We start from the raw sequence: 17,250 nt of genomic DNA on the forward strand, positions 1-17,250 counted from the left end.
CACGCCTCAGCCAGCCGCGTCGGCAACCTCTCCGAGCGGCACCTGGCTCGGCTCAAGAGTGGCCTCGATGGCCGGAGCGAGGCCGTCTTCGATCTCGTCCCGTGTGAGGGCGGTCACCGCAGGAAGGCGCAGCAGGTAGCGGGTCAGCCCGAGACCGAGGAGCTGGGAGGAGACCAGGCCGGCCCGGCGTGCGGCGAGCTCGGGGCCCAGGGCCGCGGGCAGTGCCGGGGCGATCTGGGTCGCGAAGACCTCGTGCATCCGGGTCGCCGCATGTTCATTGGTCACCGTCGAGCGCAGCAGGACCAGCAGCGCGTCGTCGGCCGGGTCGCCCTCCCAGCGCTCGAGGAAGTGCCGCCCCCGCCATGAACGCCGCCGCACTCCCCGCCCGCACCGAGGTCGCCATCGTCGGCGCCGGCCCCGCCGGCCTCGCGCTCGCCGTCACACTCGCCGCCTCCGGCATCGACTTCGTCGTCCTGGACAAGCTGGCGGAGGGCGCGAACACCTCGCGTGCCGCCGTCGTGCACGCCCGCACCCTGGAGGTCCTGGACGAGCTGGGAGCCTCCGAGGAGCTGATCGCGCGCGGCATCCAGGTCACCCGGTTCGCCGTTCGTGACGGCTCCCGCCGGCTGCTGACCGTTCCGTTCGGCCAGCTGCCCACGGCCCACCCCTACACGCTGATGGTTCCCCAGTACGAGACCGAGAGCGTGCTGCTGGCCCGGCTGCGGGCGCTCGGCGGCGATGTGCACCGCCCGCACGAGGTCATTTCGGTCGTCCAGGACGAGGACGGCGTCACGCTCACCACGAGCACCGGGCAGACCCTGCGCGCCGGGTACGCAGTCGGCACCGACGGCATGCACAGCACCGTGCGCGAAGCGTCGGGCATCGGGTTCGCCGGCAGCGCCTACAGCGAATCCTTCGTGCTCGCCGACGTCGTGATGGACTGGGCTCCGGGCCCCAGCGAGGTGTCGCTCACCTTCGGCACCGCCGGTCTCACCGTCGTCGCCCCGCTCCCCGGCGGCCACTACCGCGTCGTCGCCACCGTGGACGACGCTCCGCCCACCCCGGACCTCGCCTTCGTCCAGCGGCTGCTCGACGAACGCGCCCCCGGCCAGGCCGAGGTCACCGGTCTGGCATGGTCGTCACGGTTCCGGGTGCACCACCGGGTCGCCGACCACTACCGGGTCGGCCGTGTGCTGCTGGCCGGCGACGCCGCCCACGTGCACAGCCCCGCCGGCGGCCAGGGGATGAACACCGGTATCCAGGACGGCCACGCCCTGGGCCAGGCGTTCGCCACCGGCCGGCTCGACGGCTACGAGGCCCGGCGCCGCCCCGTCGCCCAGCGGGTGGTCGCCTTCACCGACCGGATGACCCGCATCGCCACCACCCGCAACACCGTCGCCCGCGGCACCCGCAACATCGTCCTTCCCCTGCTCGGCCACACCGGCCTGCCCAGGAAGCTCGCCACCGAACTCGCCGAGCTCAACTACCGGTAGAGACACCCGTGAGGGTGCGCGGGGGTGAGGGCCTTGCGGCCGCCGTCGGCGGTCACCATCTCTGCGACGGTGACCTTTGCGTCGGTGAAGCGTGCGGCCACGGTGTCGGACGGGTACCCGCGCTCGCTCAGGAAGCCCGACTCCCGTGCACCGCCCGGCCGGTGTTCCAGCCCGGCCTGACTGCGCCCCGCGATGTCCGTGACACGCTCCTCATCGTCCGAGAGCAGATGGATGCGCTGGTCCAGGACGGTGGCGAGTGCCATGGCGGTGCATACGGCGGCCAGGACACGGACATGAAGTCCACCAGTCGTGCCCGCAGAGACCTGCGCCGCGTGCGGGGACTCTCCGCCTCCCGGTCCCGGTTGCTCGTCATGGACCCTCGTGCGCGGCCCGGAGCACGTATCCGGCCCCTCGCACGGTGTGGATCATCGGAGTCCGGCCCTTGTCGATCTTCGACCGGAGACTGTGGACGTAGACCTCGACCAGGTTTCCCTCCCCGTCGAACGAACTGTTCCAGACGTGGTCAAGGAGGTGAGCCTTGCTGAACACCTGTCGGGGATGGCCCATCAGGAACCACAGGAGGTCGAACTCCTTCGCCGTGAGCCTGAGCGACACTCCGCCACGGTGCGCCTTGCGGCCCTGCTCCGACAGAACCAGGTCGCCCAGCGCTCGAACGGATCCGTCCTCGGAGGACTCCTCGGTACCGAGGCCGCAACGGCGCAGCAGCCCGCGCAGTCGCAACATCACCTCCTCCAGCGAGAAAGGCTTGGTCACGTAGTCGTCCGCGCCCGCCGACAGGCCGTCCAGTCGGTGGTCGAGCGCGTCCCGGGCGGTGAGCATGAGGATGGGCAGCCCCGCATGGTCGTGCCGCAGCCGGCGCAGTACTCGTAAGCCGTTGAGGTCGGGCAACATCCAGTCCAGGACGACGACGTGCGGACGGCACGCTCGCGAGAGCTGTACGGCGCTGTGCCCGTCCGGGGCGAGGAAGGGGTGCCATCCCGCCGCGGCGACGGCCACGGACAGCAGCTCCCTGAGTTCCGGTTCGTCATCGACGATCAGTACACGGACGGCACCGTCATGTGCTGCGGGTTGGTGTGGCATGGCTCCAATATTCCTTTCGATGCTGTCCACATACTTTGCACGCCGGGTCTCGGCCCGAAGCGCGCTCACTCTCCACGGAATCCCGCGATCGGACCAGTTTCGTTTTCGGGGAACCTGAAAGATCGAATCGGACAGCTCTACCCCTAGGGTCGCAAAAGTATGCAAGGCTCCAGATGGGCGGATTTTCTCTCGGCCGATAATCTACTTAACTGGACTTTCTCCCCTCAGTCCGAGCGTCTGTGTCTCACGCCAATGTGCTGTCAACTCAACAGAGTTGACAAGAACTCATGAGAAAATCAAAGTTTTCTTAGGTGTACGTCATAGTGTTCGGCGATCGAATGTGGCCGTCAAAGCCGATGTCGCAGGGCTTTCCGGGAAACCTTTTTCAGGCACCTAAAAGGCCGCCGCTTTCTCAGGTATTCGTCCTGGAATCAAAAACGGGAACATTCCTCGGAAGTCCGCCGCGCGCCACCCTTGAGGGGAATATATAAGTGCAGGCCAAAAACGTTCATCGCAGGTTGCAGGGCAAGCGCAGGAAGACCATCGTGGCCTGTGCCGCGGCGACGACCGTGCTCCTGGGCACGTTGTACGCCACCGCGAACGCCGCGTCCGTCCAGGACCAGCCCTCGTCGTCCCAGCAGTCGGCCCCCACATCCCGGGAGCCGGCGGAGTCGGCGACCGCGACCACAGCGGCGTCGACCACGACCGTCTCGGCCGTGACCGAAGCCGCCGACGCGTTCGTGGACACCCTGGACTCCGATCAACAGTCGGAGGTGCTTCTCGACCTCACCGAGGCGAACGCCACGGCTTGGTCGAACCTTCCGTGCGGTTCGACCTGTCGGGTCGGCATCGAGCTGAGCTCGCTCACCGACGACCAACTCACCGCCGCCAAGGCGGTGCTGAAGGCGGCAGCGGGCACCAGCAGCGGCGCCGGGTACGACCAGATCAGCCAGATCCTGCTGGCCGACGACGTCCTCGGCGAAACCGCCAGCGGCTACGGCAGCGGCAACTACTACCTGGCGTTCCTGGGCGCTCCGAGCACGGACGGTACGTGGCAGCTGCACTTCGGCGGTCACCACCTCGCGGTCAACCTCACCTACGCGGATGGGGAGGTCACCGGCACCAGCCCGTTCTTCATCGGGGTGGAGCCGTCCAGCTGGACCGCGGACGACGGCACCTCGTACGCGCCCATGGACGGAATGCGTGACGGGATGCTCGCCGTGCTCGGCAGCCTGAGCGCGGACGAGCTCACCACGGCGAAGCTCTCCGAATCATTCAGCGACGTGCTGCTCGGCCCGGACGAGGACGGCGAGTTCCCGACGACCAAGGAGGGCGTAGCGGTCGGCGATCTGACGGACGCCCAGCAGCAGCTGGTGCTCGACGCCATCGAACCCTGGGTCGACGGCGTCGACGACACGACTGCCGCTTCGCTGTTGAGCACGTACGAGTCGGAACTCGACGAGACCTACCTCTCGTACTCCGGCGGAACCGATCTGGACACCCAGGGCGACTACGTGCGCATCGACGGGCCGAGTGTCTGGATCGAGTTCGTCTGCCAGGACGGTGTGATCTACACGGACCAGATTCACTACCACTCCGTGTATCGCGACCACACCCGCGACTACGGTGGAGAGTTCTCGTTCTGATGAACCGGCTGCCGATCTCATTGGCATCAGCACTGCGCATGATGGCAGGGGTCGCGGTGGCGGTACTGGCGGCGCTGCTCCTGGCGGCGCCGCCGGCCGCTGCACATCCCATGCCTCACTCTGTGCTCCTGCTCGACGTGCACGAGACGTCGGTGAGCGCCGAACTGGAACTCCCGGTGGACGATTTCTCCCGGGCGAGCGCAATCGACCTGACCGACGCCACCGCCGTCGAGCTGTCGGCGAAGACCACCGCGATCCGCCGCTACCTGGCCGCCCATCTGCACCCCACGACCGTCCGGGGCAAGGCATGGGACGTCACCTTCGGCGAGATCACACTGGACCGGACGCGGCAGACCTCCACCGGTACGTACCGCGAACTGACCGTCCAGGCCACGCTCACCCCGCCTTCCGGCGGGGACCCGCGCCACTTCGTCCTCGACTACGACGCCATCGTCCACCAGGTCGTCACCCACATCGCCCTGATCTCCGTCCGTCAGGACTGGGCCACGGGCCGAGTGTCCGAGGAACAGGACGCCGCCACCCAGGTGGGAGTCGTCCGCATCGACGTCCGCAGCATGGCGGTCCCGGCTCTCACCATCAACCTGGAGAGCGGAAGCGTCTGGAACGGGACCTTCACCATGTTCCGGCTCGGCGCCACCCACATCCTCGAAGGCACCGATCATCTGCTCTTCCTGCTCATCCTCCTCCTGCCCGCGCCACTGCGCGCGGCTGGGAACCGTTGGCGAGGGACGGTCGGCGCCCGGACCTCCATCAACCGCATCGCCCGCACCACCCTCGCCTTCACCATCGGGCATTCCCTGGCGCTCGCCCTGAGCGCCTTCGGTCGCCTCGACATCCCGGCCCAGCCGGTCGAAGCGTTCATCGCCGTCAGCATCCTTGTCGGCGCCGCCCATGCGATACGGCCCCTCTTCCCAGGGCGCGAGGCCGTCGTCGCCGGGGTCTTCGGTCTCGGGCACGGCCTGGCGTTCTCCCTCACCCTCGCCGAGATGAACCTCTCCACCGCCCAACTCGCCCTCAGCCTCTTGGGATTCAATCTCGGCATCGAGGGGATGCAACTCCTGCTCGTTCTCCTCGCCCTGCCGAGCCTGCTCCTCCTCTCCCGGCTGCCCAGGCACTCCGTCGTGCGCTGCGCCTGCGCGGCGCTGACCGCAGCCGCCGCCCTCGGCTGGCTGCTCGACCGCATCGGCATGCCCAACCCGATGGCCCGCGCCGCGGACAGCGCCGGGTCCCACACATCCCAGCTGTTCGTCGTCCTCATCGGCACCGCTGCACTCTCCGTACTCCGGATGGGCGCCCTCTACCGCCGCGACCGAAGGCTGCTGCACACGACAGGAGTGCTGAACACCGATGGACATGGCCGCACCGCGGCTGCAGACCCTGGCCTCACGCGGGAGCGGCGGGCCGCAGCCGGGAACGAGACCTTCTCGCGGCGCATCGAAAGAAGAAGGCCGGCTCACCCCGCACACTCCAACGGGCAGTCACTTCACGATCAAGCACGACGCCGGGCAGTCCGGGTCGGCACCGTCGACGCTGATCACGAAGACTCCGGGGAACCACATGACCGCTGAGAAGGCGCGTCTGGGAAGTGGCCCGAGGTGCTGTCGCTCCGTCACTCCTGATGCAGGGAGGCGACCCAGCGGTCGTCCTGGAACTCGGCAGGCACCTCGTCCTCCGACGGGTCGATTCCTCGACGCTCCAGCTCGTCGAACCAACGGTCCCGCTGTGACTTCGGGAGATGCCGTCCGCACCAGGGACAGAAGTCGATGGTGATGCTCGACGTGCCGCCATCATGGATGATCAGCCCGTACTCCTGAAACTTGGCGCTGAAGCCGATCAGTGAGTCCGGACAGACGAAGGCGTCGTCGTGCTGGTCACAGTGCACGCTGAGGTGGCTGGTCATCGCCTCGCAGCAATGAGTGGTCATGACTTCGACCTCTCGTCGATCGGCATCATGACCGGAAGTAGATCACGGTCTGCGACGGCCGGCAGCCAGGCAGGAATGTCCGAAACGTGACGGTCGTCGTCTCCAACCGTTTTGCCTCCCTCTTTGTCTCACCTGGCATAGATGCGCAATACGCAGGAAACGGAAGGGAGTTGCTCGCCGATGAGACGCTGGGCAACGGCGCTGGCAGCACTGGCACTGGTACTGACGGGAGGAGGCGCCGCGTCGACTGCCGCCGCCGCGCAGACCACGGCTTGCGAGACGGGCTGGGGGAGTATGGCGAAGGCGGCGCCGGGATCGCTGGCGATGACCGGTTCCCTCACGGACGTCAGAACCGGCCGGCACGACTGCTACGACCGGATGGTCTTCGATGTTCCGGGCATGACGACGTCCGACCCGGCCTTGTACTGGGTCCAGTACGTCCCCGGTTTCGCCCATCCCCCGTCCCAGACCGGCATCCCGGTCGCGGGAGGGGCGGTCATCGAGATCGAGTTCACCGCGCCGGTCGACGACGCGCAGTACCACGTCGGGCTCGCGGATCCGCTGCCGGGACTCGACTTCAGCGGCTACCGGACCTTCCGGGACGCAAAGTTCGGCGGCCACTACGACGGAGGGACCCATATCGGACTCGGCGTCCGAGCCAGGCTGCCGTTCCGGGTGCTGGTGCTGCCCGACCGGCTGGTGGTGGATGTGGCGCACAGCTGGTAGCCGCGGGAGCCCGGTAAATCGCTGCACGTGTCGCGTTTCGTGGCGTACGGTGGGGACGCCGACGCGGGGTGGAGCAGCTCGGTAGCTCGCTGGGCTCATAACCCAGAGGTCGCGTGGTTCAAATCCCGCCCCCGCTACGAAGATCCGGCTCCCGCCGACACCCATATCGGCGGCAGCCGGAAGCAGATACGCCTCAGCCCAGCGCAAGGCCTCGACGGCGGCGTCTCGGAGGATGCTCAGTCGAGACAGAACTCGTTGCCCTCGATGTCCTGCATCACGATGCACGACTCATTGTGGTCATCGGCAAGCAGCACGCGCTCGCGTATCGCGCCGAGCGCGACCAGTCGCGCGCACTCGGCTTCGAGCGTGGCGAGGCGCTCTTCCCCAACGAGCCCGGTGCCGACCCGCACGTCAAGATGCACCCGATTCTTGACGACCTTCCCTTCGGGGACGCGCTGGAAGTACAGCCGCGGGCCCACGCCTGAGGGGTCACTGCAGGTGAACGCTGAGCCCTGCCGCTCAGGCGGCAGAGAGCGATCGAAATCGTCCCACGTGGCAAACCCCTCCGGTGGCGGCGGTACGACGTATCCCAAGACCTCGCACCAAAAGCGGGCGACGCGCTCAGGTTCTGCGCAGTCGAAGGTGACTTGGAACTGCTTGATCGATGACATCGGCGCACCCTAGCAGGGGGACTCTGTTGCTCATTTCCCGGTGTGGATCCCCATGTTGTCGGGAGGACGGCTTCTGCTAGAGATCGGGCTCGGCGTGAGCGGTCCGGTTGGCGGCCGCCGGCCTGATCGAGGGCGGGGCCAGTGACCGGGAGGTGGCCCGGCGGTTCAGGGTGACGCGTGTGTCGGCCAACCGCTGGCGTCGGGCGTTGGCTTCGGGCGGTCGGCAGTCCCTGGTCTCCAAGGGGCACGGCGGTGCCCGTTGCAGGCGTCTGGTCACACCTGAAACGGTCCCTGGCCAACCTCACCGAACACAGCCTCGACCACCTCACCGCGCTGGTGAAGACCCGGCTTAAACGGATGCAGTACCGACCCGGCCTCATCGACGGCCTCATCGCCAAGACCGGCCTCGACTTCCAACCGCCGTAGCCTCAGCCATTGAAGATCTCTAGAGGACGCTAGAGGGCGCTAGGGGGCAGCAGGTGCGGGGCGCGGGCGCCGAGGATGCCGAAGACCTCGTCCTTCGCCGCACCCCGCAGCTCCGCCATGAAGGCCAGGTCCACCCGGCCGGTCCTGGCCCAGATCCCGCCGAGGGACTCCGCACACTCCTGGGCCAGCACACTGGTGAACCCCTCGGCGCGGATGATCCGGATCAGGCACGATTCGACGAGCGGGCCGGAGAAAAACTCCAGGTCCATAGCCGCGTCGGACTTTTCGTCCTCGCGCGCCGCGGGGTCGTCGAGGATTCCGACGAGCAGAACCGCCCGTTCCTCGGGCGAGATCTCCGCCCGGCTCTCCAGCGGGGTCTCATCCGCGGTGGGGATCCGCCCCTTTCTGAACAGCCCCTCCAGCCAGGTCCTCATCTGCTACCGATCCTCGATCCCGTCCCATGCGCCCCTGCCGACGCTGCCGCCGACCACGCTACCGAGGAAGTCGTAGGCAACGGTGGCAGCGCTCAGCAGCCTTAATGCCGGCCTTCCAGATTGACGGCTTCCGCAGCGCCTACGGGCTCGTCTGTGCTCGACTGCGGCAGCAGGCCGATCTTGGCTCCACACCCTCGTCATCAGTACCAGACTCGCCCCAACCTCCGTAACCCCAGCCGTTGAAGCTCTCTAGCCGCTGTTGTGTCGTGCGTTCGCAGGGGGGAACCGATGTCGATGCCTCCAAGAGGTTACCCACCGGTCCGGAACGGAACGGAACGGAACGGAACGGAACGGAACGGAACGGACCGCGGCCACGGCCACGGCCCTCGCCGCGTTTCCCGACGACAGCCTGCCGATCCCATCAGCCCCCGCAACCCCGCCAGGCCCTGACCGTCTTGGAGATATGGTCAGCATGCGAGGACGATCCGTATCCCGGCTACCAGTTGGGTTTCATGTCGGATCCGAAGCCGCCGCCGGCCAGGCGTTTCTCGAAGTGAAGATGGGGGCCGGTGGCATTGCCGGTGGAGCCGACTTCTCCGACCTTTTGGCCGGCTTTGACTGAACCCCCGTTCACGGTTCGCTTGGAGAGGTGGCAGTACCAGAAGTCGAATCCGTTGGCGCGTAGCACGAGGAAGTTGCCGAAACTGGGGTCATGCCCGGTGCGGGCTATGGAACCGCTGAGGACCGCGAGACATTGCTCGCCCTCCGGAGCGGCGTAGTCTGCGCCGGTGTGATAGCCCAGGGACCAGTGGGGTCCCTTCTTCCGGTAGGGGGTCGTGACCCCGTGTCCCGGTACAGGAGACGTGACGCGGGTACCAGGAGGTTTGGGCGGATGCACTTCCGGGACGTGGAGTCGGTCCCAAGAGGTCTTGCCGGGAATCCCGTTGGCGTCAGCCCCCTTGAACCCGATCTTGAGCTGCCAAGCGGCGTACGACTGTTGATCGACATCGGTCCACTCGGGACCAGGACCTGTCCGGTACTTCCCGCACTTTTCCGCCACCAGGCGTTTGCCCATCGCGGCGATGACGGGGCTACGTTGTCCTTTGTGGAAGAATGCCGATCCTGGGAATGGCGCCAGCGCAGGCATAGCCCTCCCTCCTTTCAGTAAGGGGCCGGATCACGATGCGGGTTCGCCTGTTGAACACGTGAGATGTCACCGTAACGGCGCCAGATGTAGTTGATCGCCGCCGCTATGTTCGCCACCGGATCGTAGATTTGGTGGGACGTGCCCGCCTGATGGTTCGCCGCGAAGGTGTCGGGAATCACCTGGGCGTAGCCGCGTGAGCAGTTGAGCTTGGCGCCGTCCGATTGAACAGGGCCCGTTGCGTTTATGTCGTCCTGGTTCACGGCGTTCGGTTTGAAGGACGACTCGCGGCATATGAGGGTCAACAGGCTCGCCCCGTTGCTGACGCCCGTCGCCCAGCTTCTCGGTGCGCCGGTCCTGTCGCATGCCTGCTCGGCGAACGCGCGGGCCGTGGCCTCGGCCACGGCCACTCCCGAGTTCTCCGAGAAGCGCACCGTACTCTTGGTGATGGCCCCGGGATGGCGGCAGTCCACGACGAACCCGGCTCTGGCGCCGAGTTCTGCCAGTGAGGAACAGCCGGGAAATCCATCAGCAGCCGAGCCGGTGAACCCCAGCATGTGCTGCCATGCCGCGTAGGCCGATTTCGTCTGCTCGCCAAAGAATCCGGTGGCGCCTGCGGGGATACTTATTCCGACTGCGATGAGTGCGGCTTGAGTGGCCTTGACGTCTTCGTTGCGCTTGCCGAACCGCACGTTGGAAAGAGTGACCATCGTGCCTCCTCGACCGTAGGAGGCCGGTTAGGAGTGAGCCTCCACAGTCGCCCTTGGTTCCACCATGCGCCCGATGGGAGTCGCGCGCAAACTCGGCAGCGTGCTGATATGCGAGTCCTCGGAGGATCAGTCCGTCAATGCGGTCGACTGTGGAGTCCTCGCCACACACCGCGCGAGCTCCGCCGTCAACCGCGGCGACGCTTCTCCGTCATAGCGGCCAACTCCCCCTGCCGTCATGGATTCCGCGCCAGGCGGGAAGACTCAGACCTTGGGGACACGCAGCCTGTCCCAGCTGAACCGGCCGGGGATGCCGTCGGCAGCGCTGCCCTCGAGACCCAGCTTCTGCTGCCAGGCGGTGTAGGACCTCACATCGCCCGGTCCCCACACGTCGATATGGGCGCTGGACGTGTAGCGGTCGCAGTCTTCGGCGACGAGCCGGTCGTGCATTCCCGCGATGGCGGGCGATGTGCGTCCCGTCTGGAAGAACGACGCACCAGGGAACGGCTCGAACTGCCCGACAGGGGACGGCCCAGGCGGCTGTGACACGAACGCCGGCCAGGAACCGGGGTCGACATGGTCGTTCTCCGGGACGTGGGCATGGGCGTACCACCCGCCCTGCGACCTCCACGTCTCGGTCGGACACGTGTTGCGGGACAGGGAAGTCGGCCGGCCCATGGGCCAGACCTCCGGTACGCCCCAGGAGCCGATCCATGCGCTCAGAACGTCCCAGCCCCGGCAAGGGGTGTCCACCAGTTTTGCGAACACCTCTCCGGTGACGCGACAGTGCGGGAAGAACAAGGCCTCGATCTGGATGACGACTTTGCCAGTCCGGTTGGTACGAACACCACCGTCCGCGTCGAACACGGCTCTACTGCGGGAAGTGGCAGGGAAGAACTGGACGAACGCCCCTGTGAAGGGATCCCAGAGGATGTGCGGAGCGCGGCCCTTACCGCTGCCGGTGAAGAAACCCCTGAGATTGGCGAAGGGGATCAGATCCAGGGGCGCCTCGGCGGTGGCCTTCTTGTCCGCCGTGATGTGCGCGATCGCCCGTGCGGGGAATTCGGGGTCACATGGGGCGTGGTCCCCGACGTCCGCCTTGAGAGCTTGGGGCATCCATGGATCAGGCATGGTGGGATCCTTTGCTCCTCGCACCGCACATGGCCGTGGGATGCAGCAAGGGTGAGCTGGGGAAGCGGACGCTGGGCGAACAAGGGGCCGCGCAGCGGGCCTTTCCCTCTTTCCACGATGCGTCTGATGGGGGTCTTGAGCAAACGGGGAAGGCTACAGGAAGCGGTTTTCCGGATGTGGCCCTTGCCGTCCGGTCGGCGGGATCCGCAGCTGGGCATCCTCGGCTCCGCGTGCCCGGCTCATCTCGTCGATCGGGCACAAGTCCACCCGGCCGGTCGGCGGGTGGAGTTCGGCCTTGTGCCGCAGCTCAAGGACCAGGAAGTGGGGACTCGGCGGGGCTCAGGGGGACTCACGGGATGTCGCACATGCCGGCCGGCCCTCCAGATCGCCCAGAGCCCGAGCGAAGCCGCGCGGATCACGCTCCGACTCGGCGCAGGAGCCGTCATCGCTGAGGGCGGCAACATGTGCCCCGGCACCAGGACCTGATCCGGCGACAATGTCCCTGTGGGGACGGCCCCGACCCCGACGGTCGGTCGAGGGTGTGCTGCGGCTGCGGCGCAGGGACCTCGGACCGCACGCCTGGCACTGGGTGCTCCGCGCTCTGTGGGAGGAACACCCCCTCGGCGTCGGCCAGTTGCCCGGGCTCGGGGACCTGACCTGCCGCCCTGTGAACGGCGCGGCCCCGAGCTCCGGCGGTTGCCCAGCGTCCCGCCGGACATCCGCGTCTTCAACCCTGTCCCCGGTGTGCGCCGGTCTTTCGCGCGGGCGATCGTGGCATGGCTGAAGGACGTGGGGAACAGCGCCTGGACGACGCCGCACCATGGTCGAATCCACATTCACGCCTCCAGCCGAGTGCACAGCGAGACACCCGATCCGCCCCTGTCGGCGATCCGCACGCCGCCGGGATCGCGGCGAGCGGGTCCGTCGCGCTCGGGCCGTTACTTGAGCTCGGCGTCGGTGTAGTAGCCGCCTGCGACCAGGACCAACTCGTAGTTGGTCTTGTCGACGGTCGCCGGTTGCAGCAGGTAGGCGGGGACGGCCTTGACGCCGTTGTTGTAGGCCCTTCTGTTGTTCACCCTCGGCGTCCTGTCGTTGAGTATGTTGTCGGCCATCTCCGCGGCCATCCCGGCGAGCTGGCGGAGGTCCTTGTAGACGGTCTGCGACTGCTCACCTGCGATGATCGACTTCACCGAGGCCAGTTCGGCGTCCTGACCGGTGATGATCGGAAGGCGCTTGCTGCCGGTGCCGTAGCCGTCCTCCTTCAGCGCGTTCAGGACGCCGATGGAGATGCCGTCGTACGGCGACAGGACCGCGTCGACCGTTCTGCCGCCGTACGACGTGTCGAGGATGCCGTCCATGCGCTTCTTCGCCGTGGGCCCGTCCCAGCGCAGGGTGGTGACCTGCTTGAGCTCGGTCTGGCCGGACCGGACCACCAACTGCTTGGAGTCGATGTACGGCTGGAGGAGGTGCATCGCGCCGTCGAAGAAGTACTTGGTGTTGTTGTCGTCGGGGGAGCCGGCGAACAGCTCGATGTTGAACGGGCCCGCGCCGTCCTCCAGGCCGAGCTTTTCGACGATGTAACGGGCCTGGAGCCGGCCGACCTGCTCGTTGTCGAAGGAGACGTAGTAGTCGACGTTCTCGGTGCCGAGGATGAGGCGGTCGTAGGAGATCACCGGTATGTCCGCGTCGGCGGCCTTCTGGAGAACGCCGTTCAGCGACTTGTTGTCGATGGCCGCGATGATCAGCGCGTCGACGCCCTGCTTGATCAGGGCCTCGATCTGTGAGACCTGGGTTTTCGGGCTGTCCTGGCCGTAGACCAGCTTCGTCTTGTAGCCGTCGGCCTTCAGGTCGTCGACGACGCTCTTGCCGTCCGTGAGCCAGCGCTCGGAGGCCTGGGTCGGCATGGCGATGCCGATGGTGTCGCCCTTGGCGCTGTCCTTGGAGCTGCCCCCCAGGTCCTGGCCGCAGGCGGTCAGGGTGAGGGCGAGAGAGGTGGCTCCGGCGGTGGCAGCGAGAGCGGCTCTTCGGTTGCGCATGGGGATCGTTCCTCGTTCTTCTCGTCGTTGAGAGGATGGCGGCGGATCAGATGTCGGTGAGAACCGGTGGGCCGGGCAGGGCAGTTGGCGAGTGGGGCGGGCGGGCAGTCGGCGGGTGGGACGCGCCGTCCGTGTCCGCTTGCGCTCGGTGTCCGGCCCGGTGGCTTGGTGGGCTGGTCCCGTGAGGATGCCGTGCGGGGGATCGCCCTGGACGGGCCGGACATCCGGTGGAGCGGTACGCCCGGCGGCCGATGTGCTCGCCGTCCTCGTGGATCCGCACGCGGTCGGCGAGCGAGACCGTCGGGAGCCTGGCTCGCACGCTCAGGGACAGTGAACCGGCGGAGGATCGCGCGGAACTGACAGGCGGTCAGGGCGCGTGGCGAGTCGCTCAGGTCGTTGCTCGCGCGTCTCGGCGCCCCGCAGTTCGACGATCGGTGCGGTGGTTCGGCCCTGCGCCCGGGCCTTGTCGGCTCTCGGGATCGCGCCGCCGGTGCGCACCTGTACATACGTCAGGCCGCACCGAGGCGCTCCTGCCGTGTATGTACTGTTTTCGGGGGTGCGCAGGGCACTTGCCTTTCAGCTGTTCGAAATATCGTCACGCTGTCGGAATGGTGGCGCGACGATAGAAGGGGGTGTCCGTGGTGTCAACGGTGCGAACAGAAACGGTTCCAGAAGGTGACGGAGATCGCTTTCTGTCTCTGGTGGAACCTTAGCCGCGACACCGGGGAACCCGGCGGGACTTCTGCCTTTTTCGCTGGTCAACGGTATGACCAGACCGAGTGGAGTGACCGAGTGGAGCAGCGCAGGGGCACGTCGCTCCGCGCTGTGAACTCGCTGTGTGAAAGGGCTTCCCGATGTCGCTGGGCTCGACGAGTCGGAAGGGCTCGCGCGGTTCGTGCGCGCGGCCGCATGCGAGGGCCCTTCGCGTGACCGGACACCACCTGCGCCAAGAGGCTGCGCTGTCCCAGGGGAGAGAGGGACGGGTCGCGTCGTTCTCGTGGGGCTGTCCGGTTTGATCCGCCAGGTTTCCAGGACGGGCCGGATTGCGACGGGGTGCGGGCGGATCCACTTGGGGAAACGAGCGGCAGAGTCTCCCTGGTATGTTGCGCCGATGTCAGAGATCAAGAAGTTTCAGGTCACCTTTGACTGCGCAGAACCTGAGCGCCTCGCTCGTTTCTGGTGCGAGGTGTTGGGGTACGTCGTACCGCCGCCCCCGGAGGGGTTTGCCACTTGGGACGACTTCAAGTGCTCGCAGCCACCTGAGGAGCGGGATTCATGGTTTTCCTGCAGTGATCCCTCAGGTGTGGGCCCGCGCCTGTACTTCCAGCGCGTCCCCGAAGGGAAGACCGCGAAGAACCGGCTGCATCTCGATGTGCGGGTCGGCACCGGGCTCGTGGGTGAAGAGCGCCTCGCCGCACTTGAGGCCGAATGCGCGCGACTGGTCCCGCTCGGCGCGGTGCACGTGCGAACGCTGTATGACGGCAATGATTCGTGCATCCCGATGCTCGACATCGAGGGCAACGAGTTCTGTATCGACTGAGCATTCTCCGAGCTGGAGGGGTGGGCAGCCGCCTCCCTTGGACCTCGCTGTTCCCGTACGGGGCGGGAGTCGTCCCGTGAGGGTGAGATTGTGCAGCCGGGCGGCCCTGGGAATCGAAGCGGAAGCCGTCGGGCTCGTCGGGCGGGCCGACCGGCTCGTCCCTCGTCACCTGGCTCGGTGTTCGCCCGTCTCCGGCTGCTCCAGATGAGAGGCGAGGACGGCGGCCTGGACCCGGCGCTGCACGCCCAGCTTGGCCAGGAGGCGGGAGATGTGGTTCTTGACGGTCTTCTCCGACAGGTAGAGCTTCTTGCCGATCTCCCGGTTGGTCAGCCCGTCGCCGATCAGGGCCAGGATGTCCCTCTCACGCGGTGACAGGCTCGCCAGCTCGGACGGCACGGAAGGGCTCTGCACGGGATCGGCCCGCAGCGAGCGCATCAGGCGGGCCGTGGTCGCGGGGTCCAGCATCGACTGGCCGGAGGCCACCGTCCGCACCGCCGAGACGAGGTCGGACCCCTTGATCTGCTTGAGGACGTAGCCGGAGGCGCCGGCCATGATCGCGTCGAGCAGGGCCTCCTCGTCGTCGAACGAGGTCAGCATCAGACAGGCCAGTTCCGGCATCTGGCTGCGCAGTTCCCGGCAGACCGAGATGCCGTCGCCGTCCGGCAGACGTACGTCGAGGACGGCCACGTCGGGGCGCAGCGCGGGGCCTCGCGCGAGCGCGTGGTCGACGGTGCCGGCGTCGCCGATCACCTTGATGTCCGGCTCGGAGTCGAGCAGGTCGGCCAGGCCACGGCGGACGACCTCGTGGTCGTCCAGCAGGAACACCCGGATCGGGTTCTGCTCGCTGAAGGTGCGCGGCTCTGACATGGTGACCCCTCGTTCCCCGACGGAGGACAGGCTGCGACCTGCCCGTGATTCCGATCATCACTCGCCGGGACCGAATGTACTAGGGCCGACCGGCCCCACTCGCTCGGAGGCGGCCGCCCTGAGGGGTCCGACACCTGGTCCGGGCGCGTTCATGCGGAGTCGACGTTCTCGGCGCCGTCCGCGGGCGCGCCCTTCGGCCGGCCGTGTCGGGTGAGGTCGAAGTCCACGTCCACGACTCCTTCGACCGCGCGGACCAGCCGTGCCGCCACCGGCACCAGGGAGGTGTCCCGGACCGGGCCGACGAGTTTCACGACGCCGTTCCGCACCTCGACGCGCACGCTCGATCGCGGCATGGGGAACAGGTAGGACACGATCTCGCGCCGTACCTCCTCGGCGATCTCCTCGTCGGTGCGGAGGAAGACCTTGAGCAGGTCGGCACGGCTGACGACGCCTTCGAGCAGGCCCACGGCGTCGACCACGGGGAGTCGCTTGACCTTCGCCCGTGCCATGGTCCGGGCGGCCTGGGCCAGCGTGGCGTCCGGGTGGACGGTGAGGGCGGGGGAGGTCATGAGTTCCTCCGCGGTGACCGCGCCGGCCTTCGCCAGGTCGGACAGGCGGCGCAGCTGTGTGTACCGGTCGGGGTCGCTGTCGCGGAACTCCTCCTTGGGCAGGAGGTCCGCCTCGGAGACGACGCCGACGACACGGCCCTCGCCCTCGATGACGGGCAGGGCGCTGATCTTCCAGTCCTGCATCAGCTGCACGATCTCCTTGAAGGTCGCCTCGCGGCCGACTGCGGCGACCGTGTGGGTCATGACATCGCTGACGATGTGCGGTGTGTGCATGGCCACTCCTTCGTCGTTCGTTCGACCGGGTCAGACGGTGCTGTCGGCGCCGTAAGGGGCGTACAGGTCCAGGAGGCGGGTCCTGGACGAGCGCAGACGGTGGGCCAGCACCTCGCCGACCCACCGGGCGACGTCGTTGCCCAGGGCCGGGTCGTCCTGGCACATGGACCGGACGGCCGTGGCGTCGAACTCGTAGGCCCGCACCGGTGTGGTCGCCTCGGCGCCCAGGTGCCAGACGCGCGGGGTGAAGAGCCAGGACCAGCCGACCAGTTCGTTGTGCCCGAGCTTCTCGATGACGGCCGCCCGACGGCCCGGCACGTGCATGTCGAGCTCGATCGTGCCGGTGCGGATGATCCAGAAGCGGTCTGCGCGCCCGCCTTCCTCGAAGAGGCGTGTCCCTTGGGGGATGGACACCTCCCGGGCGACGCGCATGAGCCGCCGGCGGTGTTCGGCGGACAGTGCGCGCAGCATGCTGGGGGTGGGGACGGGGGAAGCGTTCATGGCGTGCCTCCGGGACGAGGTGCGGGGACGTGCACCTCCA

Annotated in this window: 19 protein-coding genes, 1 tRNA gene and 2 pseudogenes; 7 read left to right on the forward strand and 15 right to left on the reverse strand. The window is 67.5% G+C overall.

Annotation, left to right across the window (positions count from 1 at the left end; all coding sequences use genetic code 11):
- Window positions 1–6: 6 nt before the first annotated feature.
- Window positions 7–378, reverse strand: coding sequence for a hypothetical protein (locus OG562_RS44555; RefSeq protein WP_266408485.1), 372 nt, complete (start codon window positions 376–378; stop codon window positions 7–9).
- On the opposite strand from OG562_RS44555, the gene OG562_RS44560 reads away from it, so the two are divergent.
- Window positions 363–1,493, forward strand: coding sequence for an NAD(P)/FAD-dependent oxidoreductase (locus OG562_RS44560; RefSeq protein WP_266408487.1), 1,131 nt, complete (start codon window positions 363–365; stop codon window positions 1,491–1,493). The two genes, OG562_RS44555 and OG562_RS44560, sit on opposite strands and share 16 nt — an antisense overlap.
- On the opposite strand, the gene OG562_RS44565 is transcribed toward OG562_RS44560, so the two are convergent.
- The 3 genes from OG562_RS44565 to OG562_RS44575 form a co-directional block, all read right to left on the reverse strand.
- The gene (locus OG562_RS44565) at window positions 1,484–1,756 is read right to left on the reverse strand and encodes a hypothetical protein (protein ID WP_266408489.1); all 273 of its coding nucleotides are present in this window, start codon (window positions 1,754–1,756) and stop codon (window positions 1,484–1,486) included. The genes OG562_RS44560 and OG562_RS44565 overlap by 10 nt on opposite strands.
- A 106-nt stretch (window positions 1,757–1,862) precedes the next feature.
- Window positions 1,863–2,594 (reverse strand): response regulator transcription factor, encoded by a 732-nt coding sequence (locus OG562_RS44570; RefSeq protein WP_266408491.1) that lies wholly within the window; start codon window positions 2,592–2,594, stop codon window positions 1,863–1,865.
- A 508-nt stretch (window positions 2,595–3,102) separates the two neighbouring features.
- A complete protein-coding gene (locus OG562_RS44575) occupies window positions 3,103–3,342 on the reverse strand; it encodes a hypothetical protein (RefSeq protein WP_266408492.1) in 240 nt (79 codons plus the stop codon).
- Between OG562_RS44575 and OG562_RS44580 the strand changes: the two genes are divergently transcribed.
- Together OG562_RS44580 and OG562_RS44585 are read left to right on the forward strand one after the other, a co-directional pair.
- A complete protein-coding gene (locus tag OG562_RS44580) occupies window positions 3,311–4,240 on the forward strand; it encodes a DUF3500 domain-containing protein (RefSeq protein WP_266408494.1) in 930 nt (309 codons plus the stop codon). The genes OG562_RS44575 and OG562_RS44580 overlap by 32 nt on opposite strands.
- Window positions 4,241–4,350: 110 nt before the next feature.
- Window positions 4,351–5,829 carry a HupE/UreJ family protein gene (locus OG562_RS44585; protein WP_266408496.1) on the forward strand — a complete coding sequence of 493 codons (1,479 nt, stop codon included), beginning with the start codon at window positions 4,351–4,353 and terminating at the stop codon, window positions 5,827–5,829.
- A 41-nt stretch (window positions 5,830–5,870) separates the two neighbouring features.
- On the opposite strand, the gene OG562_RS44590 is transcribed toward OG562_RS44585, so the two are convergent.
- Complete coding sequence (locus OG562_RS44590; RefSeq protein ID WP_266408498.1) at window positions 5,871–6,185, reverse strand: hypothetical protein; 315 nt, start codon at window positions 6,183–6,185, stop codon at window positions 5,871–5,873.
- 180 nt (window positions 6,186–6,365) lie between these two features.
- Between OG562_RS44590 and OG562_RS44595 the strand changes: the two genes are divergently transcribed.
- Window positions 6,366–6,911 carry a hypothetical protein gene (locus tag OG562_RS44595; RefSeq protein WP_266408500.1) on the forward strand — a complete coding sequence of 182 codons (546 nt, stop codon included), beginning with the start codon at window positions 6,366–6,368 and terminating at the stop codon, window positions 6,909–6,911.
- Window positions 6,912–6,973: 62 nt separating this feature from the next.
- Window positions 6,974–7,048: transfer RNA gene (locus tag OG562_RS44600), tRNA-Met, on the forward strand.
- A 99-nt stretch (window positions 7,049–7,147) separates the two neighbouring features.
- Here OG562_RS44600 and OG562_RS44605 read toward each other — a convergent pair.
- The gene (locus OG562_RS44605; RefSeq protein WP_266408502.1) at window positions 7,148–7,582 is read right to left on the reverse strand and encodes a VOC family protein; all 435 of its coding nucleotides are present in this window, start codon (window positions 7,580–7,582) and stop codon (window positions 7,148–7,150) included.
- A gap of 255 nt (window positions 7,583–7,837) precedes the next feature.
- Between OG562_RS44605 and OG562_RS44610 the strand changes: the two are divergent.
- Window positions 7,838–8,008: pseudogene (locus OG562_RS44610) on the forward strand (IS630 family transposase); the annotation flags it as partial.
- A 29-nt stretch (window positions 8,009–8,037) separates the two neighbouring features.
- On the opposite strand, the gene OG562_RS44615 reads toward OG562_RS44610, so the two are convergent.
- The 6 genes and pseudogenes from OG562_RS44615 to chvE form a co-directional block, all read right to left on the reverse strand.
- Window positions 8,038–8,442, reverse strand: a complete 405-nt coding sequence (locus tag OG562_RS44615) for a hypothetical protein (protein WP_266408506.1) — start codon at window positions 8,440–8,442, stop codon at window positions 8,038–8,040.
- 496 nt (window positions 8,443–8,938) lie between these two features.
- Window positions 8,939–9,340 carry a M23 family metallopeptidase gene (locus OG562_RS44620; protein ID WP_323187677.1) on the reverse strand — a complete coding sequence of 134 codons (402 nt, stop codon included), beginning with the start codon at window positions 9,338–9,340 and terminating at the stop codon, window positions 8,939–8,941.
- Window positions 9,338–9,574: pseudogene (locus OG562_RS44625) on the reverse strand (peptidoglycan-binding protein); the annotation flags it as partial. The pseudogene OG562_RS44625 and the gene OG562_RS44620, both read right to left, overlap by 3 nt.
- Window positions 9,575–9,603: 29 nt before the next feature.
- Window positions 9,604–10,296 carry a transglycosylase SLT domain-containing protein gene (locus OG562_RS44630; protein WP_266408508.1) on the reverse strand — a complete coding sequence of 231 codons (693 nt, stop codon included), beginning with the start codon at window positions 10,294–10,296 and terminating at the stop codon, window positions 9,604–9,606.
- Window positions 10,297–10,557: 261 nt separating this feature from the next.
- Window positions 10,558–11,160 carry a peptidoglycan-binding protein gene (locus OG562_RS44635; protein WP_266408510.1) on the reverse strand — a complete coding sequence of 201 codons (603 nt, stop codon included), beginning with the start codon at window positions 11,158–11,160 and terminating at the stop codon, window positions 10,558–10,560.
- Between the two features lie 1,202 nt (window positions 11,161–12,362).
- On the reverse strand, window positions 12,363–13,460 hold the full coding sequence (gene chvE, locus OG562_RS44640) for a multiple monosaccharide ABC transporter substrate-binding protein (protein WP_266408511.1): 1,098 nt from the start codon (window positions 13,458–13,460) through the stop codon (window positions 12,363–12,365).
- 1,111 nt (window positions 13,461–14,571) lie between these two features.
- Between chvE and OG562_RS44645 the strand changes: the two genes are divergently transcribed.
- The gene (locus tag OG562_RS44645; RefSeq protein WP_266408512.1) at window positions 14,572–15,000 is read left to right on the forward strand and encodes a VOC family protein; all 429 of its coding nucleotides are present in this window, start codon (window positions 14,572–14,574) and stop codon (window positions 14,998–15,000) included.
- Window positions 15,001–15,165: 165 nt separating this feature from the next.
- Here OG562_RS44645 and OG562_RS44650 read toward each other — a convergent pair whose 3' ends face one another.
- The 3 genes from OG562_RS44650 to OG562_RS44660 all read right to left on the reverse strand — a co-directional run bounded on the left by OG562_RS44650 (window position 15,166) and on the right by OG562_RS44660 (window position 17,210).
- Window positions 15,166–15,867 carry a response regulator transcription factor gene (locus tag OG562_RS44650; RefSeq protein ID WP_266408515.1) on the reverse strand — a complete coding sequence of 234 codons (702 nt, stop codon included), beginning with the start codon at window positions 15,865–15,867 and terminating at the stop codon, window positions 15,166–15,168.
- A gap of 149 nt (window positions 15,868–16,016) precedes the next feature.
- A complete protein-coding gene (locus OG562_RS44655; protein WP_266408517.1) occupies window positions 16,017–16,709 on the reverse strand; it encodes a CBS domain-containing protein in 693 nt (230 codons plus the stop codon).
- A 30-nt stretch (window positions 16,710–16,739) separates the two neighbouring features.
- On the reverse strand, window positions 16,740–17,210 hold the full coding sequence (locus OG562_RS44660) for a cyclic nucleotide-binding domain-containing protein (RefSeq protein WP_266408520.1): 471 nt from the start codon (window positions 17,208–17,210) through the stop codon (window positions 16,740–16,742).
- Between the last annotated feature and the right edge of the window lie 40 nt (window positions 17,211–17,250).

The organism is Streptomyces sp. NBC_01275 (assembly GCF_026340655.1).
Classification (GTDB): domain Bacteria; phylum Actinomycetota; class Actinomycetes; order Streptomycetales; family Streptomycetaceae; genus Streptomyces.